An 11,619-nucleotide genomic window follows, 5' to 3' on the forward strand; every position below is an offset into this window, starting at 1 on the left:
TCTTACTAAATTATTTATTAACCCCACTAATTCTATGAATTTCACATCCTTTAAATATCAAAATAATCCTGAGATTTGAAATCATCATTAAAAACAACTATATGAAAAAGATATCATTGTATTTATTACTACTATTATCAATAAACCTAACTGCTCAAAACAATTCTTTTTCGCCAGGAGAACTTTGGAAAGACACAGATGGTACCCACATCAATGCTCATGGAGGTGGCATTCTTTATGACCAAGGAATTTACTATTGGTATGGAGAACATAAAGGAGAATCAAACAATGCTTATGTTGGTATAACAGTTTACAGCTCTAATGATTTATATAACTGGAAAAATGAAGGGGTAGCTTTAGCTGTTTCTAAAAATCCTAATTCAGAAATTGTTGCAGGAAGTGTAATGGAAAGGCCAAAGGTTATTTACAATACAAAAACAAAGCAATATGTTATGTGGTTTCATTTAGAATTAAAAGGACAAGGATATGAAGCTGCAAGAACTGCTGTTGCCACTAGCGACTCTCCATTAGGTCCCTTTACTTATCTAAAATCTCATAGACCAAATAAAAAAACTTGGCCTATAAACTATAATGAAGAATGGAAAAAAACACCCAAAGAAGGTGAAGTACAAGAATGGTGGTCTGAAAAATGGTATAAAGCTGTAAAAGAAGGACTATTTATTAGAAGAGATTTTGAACAAGGACAAATGTCACGAGATATGACTGTATATGTAGATGATGATGGAAAAGCATATCACATCCATTCCTCAGAAGAAAACCAAACCTTACATATTTCTGAACTTACTGATGATTATTTAGATTTCACAGGTAAGTGGGCTAGGGTTGATCCAGGTGGACAAAATGAAGCTCCTGCCATTTTTAAAAAAGAAGGAATATACTATATGATTACTTCTGGATTAACAGGATGGGATCCAAATGCTGCTAGATCTTTTAAAGCTAGTTCAATTTTAGGTCCTTGGATATCTTTAGGAAATCCTGCCAAAGGCAAAGACTCAGACCTTACTTTTTATTCTCAAAGCACATACATATTACCTATTCAAAGTAAGAAAGATACTTTTATTTTTATGGCAGATAGATGGAATCCTAAAAAACCTATAGACGGAAGATACATTTGGTTACCCATAAAATTTAAAGACGAGAAACCAATTATTGAATGGAAAAGCAGATGGAAAATCAATTAAACTAAAAAAGCTCAGTGATAAAAATCACTGAGCCTTTTTAGTTTAAAAACTTTTATTACAAGTTTTTTGCTTTTTCTGGCTGATTAACCGCTTTATAAAGAGCTTTTAAATTAGACCTTACTTCTTCATCTTTTTTCAATTCATAAGCCTTTTCAAATAGCGGAATTGCTTCAAGATACATATTGTTAAGTTTATCTTTTATTTCAGAATACTTTTTAGTTCCTCTATTCTTATTTAGTTCTTCAACTATTTCCTGCTCTTGACCTATAATAATTACTCCTTTGTTAATATAAGCATTTCTATACTTTGGATCTAAAGCTATCACTTTATTATAAGCTGAAACTGCCTTTTCAGTATTTCCTATATTTTGAGAAATCACTCCTAAATTATACCAAAGATTTTTATTGTTTTCATCTAGCTCTAAAGTTTCTTCTACAGCTTTAATATATGCTTCTTTATCCCCTGTTTTATAAATAACACTTGCATAATTTTCAAAAAACCTTACGTTGTTAGGAAATTCCTTTTTAGCTTCTTTTAACTTTGCAAGTTCTTTTTCTATATTCCCTTGCTGATCATAAATTAATATTAAATTATTATAGTATTCTTCACGAACAGCTTTATCAACAACAATTTCACCTGGTGTAATATGAGTAGCTTCTTTAATTGCTTTATCTCTATCTTCTTTTTTAAAGAACTCATTATCTCTTAAAGTATGCTTATTAAACGCGCTAAAAGTTTTATCTCCTAAAAGTTTTAACATTTTTTCTGTAATCTTTGCAACTGCAGGGTAGTCTTTTTCGTTTATACGACAATTAAGCAGATTCTCCAATAAATCTTTACGCTCTGGTCTTATGTTATACAAAGTCTCATAAACATCTCCCGCATTTTTATAATCCTCTTTTTTAAGATAATCTCCTAACTTTTTAAAATAGCTATCATTAATAATGTTTAAATAACTAATGGCTTTCTCAGAATATTTTTGCTTTTCTGCTTTATACTCAACATCTAAAGTTTTATAAAAATTAACTGCTGCTGTTGGATAATCTTTTTCTTCAGAAGCTTCTTCTTCATCACCAAAAGCTATTTTTCCTAATAAAAAGTAATAGTATGATTCATACTCTGTACCTTTTGATAGAGACTCTAATCCTTTAATACTTTCTGCTGCTTCTGTAAAATTAGAACGCTTAATTAGTTTCTCTACATTTTTTAACTCCTTTTTCTGTGCTAATACAGAAAAAGAAACACTAACACCTAATATTAATGTTGTTATTTTTTTCATCTCAGATTTATTTATATTTTACTCTTGATTTGTTTCTATTGAACCTTCAGTACTATCTTCAATAGTAGCCTCTGTATTTTCTTCAACTTCTTCATCATCTTTCATTACCTTCGCTACTGCAGCAATTGAGTCATTCTCATTAATGTTAATCAACCTAACTCCTTGAGTAGCTCTACCCATAGTTCTTAATTGCTCAACTTCCATTCGGATTGTAATTCCTGATTTATTAATAATCATCAAATCATCCTCATCTGTAACATTTTTAATAGACACTAACTCTCCTGTTTTATCAGAAATATTTAAGGTCTTAACTCCCTTACCACCTCTGTTTGTAATACGATAATCTTCTAATTTAGAACGTTTACCATATCCCTTTTCAGAAACAACTAAGATTTCGCTTTCCATATCATCTACAGCAATCATTCCAATAACTTCATCCTTATCATGCGCTAGTGTAATTCCTCTAACTCCAGATGCAGTTCTTCCCATCGGTCTTGTCTTTTCTTCTTCAAAACGAATGGTTTTACCAGACTTCACAGCTAACATTACTTGACTAGAACCATTGGTTAACTTTGCTTCTAACAACTCATCACCTTCTTTGACAGTAATAGCCTGAACACCGTTAGTTCTTGGTCTAGAATATTGTTCTAACAAAGTCTTTTTAACTTGACCTTGTTTGGTTGCCATAATTACGTAGTGACTGTTGATGTATTCTTCATCTTTTAAATCTTCTGTTACCAAGAAAGCTTTTACTTTATCATCACTTTCTATGTTGATTAAGTTTTGTAAAGCTCTACCTTTTGACACTTTTGTTCCTTCAGGAATTTCGTACACACGCATCCAGAACACTTTTCCTTTTTGTGTAAAGAACATCATGTATTGATGGTTAGTTCCCACAAATAAGTGTTCTAAGAAGTCTTCATTTCTGGTAGCCACTCCTTTTTGACCTTTACCACCTCTGTTTTGAGTTTTGTATTCTGATAACGGGGTACGTTTTACATATCCTGCATGAGAAATAGTTACTACTACTTTAGAATCAGGAATCATATCCTCAATTCTCATATCTCCTCCAGCATATTCAATTACAGAACGTCTTTCATCGCCATATTTTTCTCTTATGGCAATTAATTCATTCTTAATAATTTCCATTCTACGTTCCTCACTAGAAAGAATATCTTTTAAGTCTGCAATTAAAAGCATGATTTCTTCATACTCAGAACGTAACTTATCTTGCTCTAATCCTGTTAACTGACGCAAACGCATTTCAACAATAGCTTTTGCTTGAATTTCAGTCAATTCAAAACGAGCCATTAATTTTTCACGTGCTTCATCACCATTTTTAGAACCTCTAATAATTGCAATTACTTCATCAATATTGTCTGATGCAATAATCAATCCTTCTAAAATATGAGCTCTTGCTTCTGCTTTCTTTAAATCAAATTCTGTTCTACGAGTTACTACCTCGTGTCTGTGCTCAACAAAATGATGAATTAAATCTTTTAAATTTAACATCTCTGGTCTTCCTTTAACCAAAGCAATATTGTTTACACTAAAAGATGTTTGTAAAGAAGTATATTTATATAATTTATTTAAAATAATATTTGGAATAGCATCTTTCTTTAAAACATATACAATCCTCATCCCATTACGGTCAGACTCATCACGAATATTAGCAATTCCTTCTAGTTTTTTCTCATTGACTAACTCAGCAGTTTTTTTAATCATTTCTGCCTTGTTTACCAAATATGGAATTTCAGTAACAATAATACAATCTCTACCCTTTACTTCTTCAAAAATAGCTTTTGCACGAATAACTACTTTCCCTCTACCTGTATGAAAAGCTTCTTTTACACCTTCATAACCATAAATAATTCCTCCTGTAGGAAAGTCTGGAGCTTTAATGTGCTCCATCAAACCATCAACATCTATATCTCTATTATCAATATAGGCCTCAATACCGTTAATAACTTCTGTTAAATTATGAGGTGCCATATTGGTAGCCATCCCTACCGCAATACCAGAAGCACCATTTACCAATAAGTTTGGAATACGGGTTGGTAATACTGTTGGCTCATTTAACGTATCATCAAAGTTCAATCGATAATCAATGGTTTCTTTCTCAATATCAGACAACATTTCTTCTGATATTTTTTGCATACGAACCTCAGTATAACGCATTGCTGCAGGACTATCACCATCTACAGAACCAAAGTTCCCTTGCCCATCAACCATCATATAACGTACACTCCAACTTTGAGCCATACGTACCATTGAGTCATACACTGAGGTATCACCATGTGGATGATACTTTCCTAATACTTCCCCAACTACTCTTGCAGATTTTTTATACGCTCCAGTTGACTTAATTCCCAACTCATGCATTCCAAATAGAACACGTCTATGTACCGGCTTTAACCCATCTCTTACATCTGGTAGTGCACGTGACACAATTACAGACATTGAATAATCAATATAAGCAGATTTCATCTGCTCTTCAATATTAATAGGAATCAGCTTTTCTCCTTCAATCATGTATATTATTCTTAAGTTATATTTTAATTATCAACATAGCAATTTAAACCTTTTTATCCACTTCACAAGGCTCTTAAAGCTCTAATTTAATCACAAGTTATTAACAAACAAAACCAACTAATTATTGTCTTCGTATATGTTTTATCAACATATTAAACCCACAACACACTGATTTACAATAAAATAAAAACAAGACAGTTTGTCTTCTTTTAACAATGGCAGGTAATTTGTAATTTATCTAAAAAAAATCTACTAAATTTACGTAGAACCTAATCTTAAAAACGATAGAATATGGATGATAATTTCTCACAAGAAGTAAAAGATGTGATTGGTTTCAGTAAGGAAGAGGCTATCAGACTAGGTCATGACTTTATTGGTACTGAGCATTTGGTGCTAGGTATTATTCGTAATCAAACTAGCAAGGCTAATGATATGCTAATCGCGTTAGATGTAAACCTTGAGTATTTAAAACACAAGGTGGAGGCTTTACATCCTATTTCTAGCTTACCTATACCTGCTGGAGAAAGAAGAAACCTTCATTTAACCAAACAAGCTGAAAAAGCTTTAAAATCTACTTTTTTAGAAGCTAGATTGTATAACAGTACTACTGTTGATACTGCTTTATTACTGCTTTGTATTTTACGAAATGAAAATGACCCAATTACTAAAATATTAGACAAGTTGCACATTACTTACAATGATGTAAAATCTTTATACAAACAATTGTCTCAAGGAGAAGATGATGAACAAGAACTTGATGAAGCTATTGAAGACACCTTTGGTAGCCCAACCAACGAAAGTTCTCAAGATTTTTCTGGCGGAAATACAGGTTCTTTCGAAAGAAGTCAACCGCAAACACCTAATCCAAACAAAAAATCTAAAACTCCTGTATTAGATAATTTTGGACGTGACTTGACTTTCTTAGCAGAAACAGACAAGTTAGATCCGGTTGTTGGTCGTAATGAAGAAATTGAGCGTGTCTCTCAAATTTTGAGTAGACGTAAAAAGAACAACCCTATGTTAATTGGTGAGCCTGGAGTAGGTAAATCTGCCATTGCAGAAGGTTTGGCCTTAAGAATTGTGCAACGTAAAGTTTCTAGAATTTTATTCAACAAACGTGTGGTTTCTTTAGACTTGGCAAGCCTTGTTGCTGGCACAAAATATAGAGGTCAGTTTGAAGAAAGAATGAAAGCTTTGATGAATGAATTAGAAAAAAATGATGATATCATTTTATTCATTGATGAAATTCACACCATCGTAGGTGCCGGAGGAGCTACAGGTTCTTTAGATGCTTCAAACATGTTAAAACCTACGTTGGCAAGAGGTGAAATTCAATGTATTGGTGCTACCACTTTAGATGAATATCGTCAAAATATTGAAAAAGATGGAGCTTTAGAAAGACGTTTCCAAAAAGTAATTGTGGAACCTACTACCGAAGAAGAAACCATTCAAATATTACATAACATCAAAGGTAAATATGAAGACCATCATAATGTAACTTTTACAGATGAAGCAATTGTTGCTTGTGTAAAATTAACGAATCGTTACATGACTGATCGTTTTTTACCAGACAAAGCTATTGATGCTTTAGATGAAGCTGGATCTAGAATCCACATCACAAATATTGTGGTGCCTAAGCAAATTATTAAACTTGAGGCTGAGTTAGAAAACATCAAAGACAAAAAGACAAAAGCTGTTAACGGTCAAAAATATGAAGAAGCGGCCAAGTTAAGAGATGACGAAAAAAATATGGAAGCTGCTCTGGCATCTGCTCAACAACAGTGGGAAGAGGCTGCTAGAAAAAATAGAGAAGTAGTTACCGAAGAAAATGTTGCAGAAGTAGTTTCTATGATGACAGGAATTCCTGTAAGTAGAGTGGCCGAAGCCGAAAGTTCTAAACTTAGAGACTTACCAAGTACCATTAAAGGAAAAGTTATTGGACAAGATGAAGCTGTTGCAAAGGTTATAAAAGCCATTCAACGTAACCGTGTTGGATTAAAAGATCCTAACAAACCTATTGGATCATTTATCTTTTTAGGTCAAACAGGAGTAGGGAAAACACAATTAGCAAAAGTATTAGCTACAGAAATGTTTGACTCTGAAGATGCGTTGATTCGCATTGACATGAGTGAATACATGGAAAAATTTGCAATTTCTAGATTGGTAGGAGCACCTCCAGGATATGTAGGATATGAAGAAGGTGGACAATTAACCGAAAAAGTTAGAAGAAAACCATACTCAATTGTATTGTTAGACGAAATTGAAAAAGCACACCCTGATGTATTCAATATGCTTTTACAAATTTTAGATGATGGATATGTTACCGATAGTTTAGGTCGTAAAATTGATTTTAGAAATACTATCATTATTATGACTTCTAACATTGGAGCACGTCAAGTAAAAGATTTTGGAGTAGGAGTTGGTTTTGGAACTGCTTCTAAAGCTGCACAAACCAATGATCATATTAAAAGTGTGATTGAAGGTGCCTTAAAAAAATCTTTTGCTCCTGAATTCTTAAACAGAATTGATGATGTTATTTTATTCAATGCTTTAGAAAGAGAAGATATTCACAGAATTATAGATATTGAGTTATCTAAATTAACCAAACGTATTAGCGGCTTAGGATATACTTTAATTTTAAGCAACGAAGCTAAAGATTATATAGCAGAGAAAGGATTTGATAAAAAGTATGGTGCTAGACCTTTAAAAAGAGCTATTCAAAAATATATTGAAGATGCCTTAGCTGAAGAAATAGTAAACGCTAACTTAAATGATGGAGACATTATTAAAATGGAACTGGATAAAGAAAAACAAGAGTTAACCATTTCTATTGAACATCAAGAAAATTCTGAAATTAAAGAATAAGCAAAAAAGGATGAACTTAACAGTTCATCCTTTTTTTATGTTATAAAATAATATCTCTCAATTTTATTCCTGCTTTGTCCAAAAATGGAATTTTTATGATTTCTGTTTTTATTTCGGAGAGTGCATTTTTTTGGTCTTCTGTAAATACATCATATGCTTTTTGAGTCAGTATCAATTTATCCCCCACTGGCTTCATATCAAAAACGCCATTCTCTACTTGTTCTTTTGTAAAAGTAATAGTACTAATTCTGTTTGCTTTTAAGAGAGAAAATAAATCTTTCTTTACTTTTTTATCTTTTATATACGCTAAACAAATCAACAACGTATTTCCTACAAAACAAGTCATATCACTTGTTAGGATATTATCTGGTAAATCAAAACTAAAAGGAGTCAACTCAAAATCTTCGCAATATTCTTCAAATAAAGATTCATCGGTATTTTCATTAATTCCACACAAAGCTATTTCAGAAGCCAAATGCGAAACCAAACTATTTTGTCCGTAAAAATAAATCTCTTCCTCAGCAGCCTCGGTATAGTCAATAGTTTCTTTGTTTTCTATCTCTAAAACTTTATCTATTGTTTCATAATAAGTCTCAATATTTTTAAGAGGAGAAACGGCAATCTGTTCCTTGTTTTTAAAAAATAAATTAGAAATACTTAAAAGTTTTACAGCTCCTAAATTCAAGATTTTAAAATCAGAGTTTTTTGTAAGCGTATCAAAATCTCTTTGTGACAATTCCTTTTGTGCATTGGGTAAAAAACCTAAGGATTTATCAAAAATCCAATTCCTAAAATCTATCAATATCATACTATAATTTTTTAATCACATAGGTTACTATTCCCCAAATCACCAATTCTTGATCTTCTGTTACTTTTATCTCTGGATAACTTTTATTTTCAGGAACCAAATATACACCATCCTCTTGAACCCTTAATCTTTTCACGGTAAAGTCACCATCTAACATACAAACTGCTATTTTTCCGTTTTGAGGTTCCAAGCTTCTATCTATTACCAACAAATCTCCATCAGACATTCCAGCCTCTTGCATAGAATCTCCATCCACTTTAGCAAAAAAAGTAGCGGTTTCATTTTTAATCAATTCCTCATCTAAGGAAATTCTTTTTCCTTGAAAGTCTTCTGCTGGCGATGGAAATCCAGCTTTAATTCCATCTTCTACAAAAGGGACTTTTACAAATCCATTAAATTCATATTTATAAAACGTTAATATCATTATTTACAATTTACAGTAATAATATCACTAAACTTAGTGGTGTATTGTGGAGACAAATGCTCTTGTCTCATTTTCCAAGTCTTCTTAATATCTTGATTGGCCAGCTTTAATTTTCCTTGTCCCATTTTGTTATTCAGTTTATCCATAGCTTGCATCAATAATTGATGTTTAGGATTTTCATCACCAAACAATCTTATTTGATGACTATTATTCGGGCTTATCGATACCAAAATAACGCCTGCTTTTTTATAAGTATATCCTTCTTTAAAAATTTCACGTAATTTTTCTAAAACACCTTTGGTAATAGTAATACTAGAACTTGTAGCAAAACCAAAATGAACCATAGCTCCTATTTTCATATACTCTTTTCCAAACCTATTAGATCTTAAAAAAACATAAGCTCCCGAACACTCACTTTTTTGTTTCCTTAACTTTTCTGCACAACTATTAGCAAAGGTAGCTACACGTTCTTCAATTTCATTTAAGTCCGATAAAACATTAGGAAAACTACGTGTGGTAGCAATCATATATTTATCATGTACTTCTTCAAAACCAATTGTTGGTTTTCCTTCTAAATCATGCTTCAGACGCAAACCCACCACAGAAAATTTTCTACGAACTAATTCATCAGACAATAATGTAAAGTCATAAGCTTTTTTAATATTCATTTCTTGTAACTTTTTAGTCAATTTCCTTCCAATTCCCCAAACATTATCAATATTAGTCCACTTTAATGCTTTTAAACGCTGTTCTTCCGTACCAATTACATATACATTTTTGGTTTGCTCAGGGTATGTTTTTACAATATTATTAGCCAATTTAGCCAATGCTTTACTCGCTGCAATTCCAACACTTACTGGCAAACCTAATTGTTGCATCACTTCTTTCTGAATCTGTTTCCCTATCAATTCAGCCTCTTGCGATGTTACATTTTCAAGCTTAAAAAAAGCTTCATCTATAGAATATGGCTCAATATCGTCCACATATTTACTAATAATGGTCATCACCCTATAACTCATATCCCCATACAGAGCATAGTTAGACGAAAAAACATGAATCCCATTTTTTCTAAAATCCTCTTTACTTTTAAAAGCAACAGCTCCCATTTTCACATATGGTTTTGCTTCTTTGCTACGTGCAATCACACAACCATCATTGTTTGATAAAACTACAATGGGCTTCCCAATCAAGTTAGGTCTAAAAGCTCGTTCACACGATGCGTAAAAACTATTACAATCTACAATTCCGTACATATTTGCAAAGGTAAATCAAAACACTGTTATATACATGCATTAAAAAATTTGGGCGTTCCCCTATCGGGTCGTGCTCTCACTACTCGCTTTTTAAAAGGTATACGATCGAAGTCGATGAACCTTTTAAAAGAGCTCAAACACACCGTTCCATCACTAACGCAAACTAAAATTAGATTTGTATTTTTACACCATGCAATTCGGAAAAGTACCCAATCCTGAAACAATAGATTTCACTCTACCCAAAGATCATATAGATACTTCTACAGTATTTAACAACTCATTTATAGGCAAAACTGATTTTTATATCGGCTGTGCCAAATGGAATAAACAAGATTTAAAAGGCTTTTACCCAAAAGGAACTAAAGACGAATTAAAATATTATAGTACTCAATTTAACAGCATAGAGTTAAATGCTACTTTTTACAATTTATATCCATTAGAACAATTTCAAAAATGGCACGATAAAACACCCATAGATTTTAAATTCTATCCTAAAATCACCAAGAGTATTTCGCATGACCATCAATTAGATGATGGCTCTTATCCTATCACAGAAATATTTTTAAATCAAGTAATTGGCTTAAAAGAAAAATTAGGTACTGTTTTTCTACAAATGCACGAAGAATTTAGTCCACAAAATTTTATAAAACTAAAAGACTTTATAGAAACATGGCCAGCACAAATTCCTCTTGCTATAGAACTTCGCCATACAGATTGGTATAATACTAATGTAGCTTCCCAATTATATCAGCTATACCAAAACAAAAACATTAGTAATATTATTACCGACACAGCTGGAAGGAGAGATTTGTTACACATGAGATTAACCAATTCAAAAGTTTTCATTCGTTTTGTAGGCTCAAACCATTCTTCAGATTATAAAAGACTAGATGAATGGATTGACCGGATAGAACACTGGTCAAAAAAAGGTATTGAATCTATTTCCTTCTTTATTCATCAAAATATAGAAATAGAGTCAGTATTATTATCCTCCTACTTTATCAAAAATCTAAATAAAAGATTAGGTTTAAACATAAAAGTTCCCAAAACATTATCAGATATTAAAGGTCTACAGCAAACCCTTTTTGATTTTTAACAAAAGTTATAACTCCTCTAACAATCTTTATATATCTGATACTCTTCTTCATTAAAATATAGTTCAAAAAAAAACCTCATTCAAAAAGATGAATGAGGTTTCTAAAAAAAGGCGATGACATACTCTCCCAGCAATTGCTAGTACCATCTGCGCTAATAGG

8 protein-coding genes are annotated in these 11,619 nt (G+C 32.0%); 3 read left to right on the forward strand and 5 right to left on the reverse strand.

Features of this window, described 5'->3' with window-relative positions:
• Window positions 1–101 precede the first annotated feature (101 nt).
• Window positions 102–1,202 carry a glycoside hydrolase family 43 protein gene (locus BUB70_RS13735; RefSeq protein WP_073122596.1) on the forward strand — a complete coding sequence of 367 codons (1,101 nt, stop codon included), beginning with the start codon at window positions 102–104 and terminating at the stop codon, window positions 1,200–1,202.
• A 55-nt stretch (window positions 1,203–1,257) separates the two neighbouring features.
• Here the strand turns inward: BUB70_RS13735 and BUB70_RS13740 are convergent, their stop codons facing one another.
• Together BUB70_RS13740 and gyrA are read right to left on the reverse strand one after the other, a co-directional pair.
• Complete coding sequence (locus BUB70_RS13740; RefSeq protein ID WP_073122598.1) at window positions 1,258–2,481, reverse strand: tetratricopeptide repeat protein; 1,224 nt, start codon at window positions 2,479–2,481, stop codon at window positions 1,258–1,260.
• An 18-nt stretch (window positions 2,482–2,499) separates the two neighbouring features.
• Window positions 2,500–5,013, reverse strand: coding sequence for a DNA gyrase subunit A (gene gyrA / locus BUB70_RS13745; protein ID WP_073122601.1), 2,514 nt, complete (start codon window positions 5,011–5,013; stop codon window positions 2,500–2,502).
• Window positions 5,014–5,304: 291 nt separating this feature from the next.
• On the opposite strand from gyrA, the gene BUB70_RS13750 reads away from it, so the two are divergent.
• Window positions 5,305–7,878 (forward strand): ATP-dependent Clp protease ATP-binding subunit, encoded by a 2,574-nt coding sequence (locus BUB70_RS13750; RefSeq protein WP_073122603.1) that lies wholly within the window; start codon window positions 5,305–5,307, stop codon window positions 7,876–7,878.
• A gap of 40 nt (window positions 7,879–7,918) precedes the next feature.
• On the opposite strand, the gene BUB70_RS13755 is transcribed toward BUB70_RS13750, so the two are convergent.
• Genes BUB70_RS13755 through BUB70_RS13765 form a run of 3 tightly spaced genes read right to left on the reverse strand, consistent with a single transcriptional unit; the run spans window position 7,919 to window position 10,363 of the window.
• Entirely contained in the window at window positions 7,919–8,686 is a 768-nt protein-coding gene (locus BUB70_RS13755) for an arginine deiminase-related protein (protein ID WP_073122606.1), read from the reverse strand.
• Between the two features lies 1 nt (window position 8,687).
• Window positions 8,688–9,110 carry a LexA family protein gene (locus tag BUB70_RS13760; protein ID WP_073122609.1) on the reverse strand — a complete coding sequence of 141 codons (423 nt, stop codon included), beginning with the start codon at window positions 9,108–9,110 and terminating at the stop codon, window positions 8,688–8,690.
• Window positions 9,110–10,363, reverse strand: a complete 1,254-nt coding sequence (locus BUB70_RS13765; protein WP_073122611.1) for a Y-family DNA polymerase — start codon at window positions 10,361–10,363, stop codon at window positions 9,110–9,112. Before BUB70_RS13765 ends, BUB70_RS13760 begins: the two co-directional genes overlap by 1 nt.
• Window positions 10,364–10,553: 190 nt before the next feature.
• Between BUB70_RS13765 and BUB70_RS13770 the strand changes: the two genes are divergently transcribed.
• Window positions 10,554–11,459, forward strand: a complete 906-nt coding sequence (locus BUB70_RS13770) for a DUF72 domain-containing protein (RefSeq protein ID WP_073122613.1) — start codon at window positions 10,554–10,556, stop codon at window positions 11,457–11,459.
• Window positions 11,460–11,619: the final 160 nt, after the last annotated feature.

The organism is Wenyingzhuangia marina (genome assembly GCF_900130035.1).
Classification (GTDB): Bacteria; Bacteroidota; Bacteroidia; order Flavobacteriales; family Flavobacteriaceae; genus Wenyingzhuangia; species Wenyingzhuangia marina.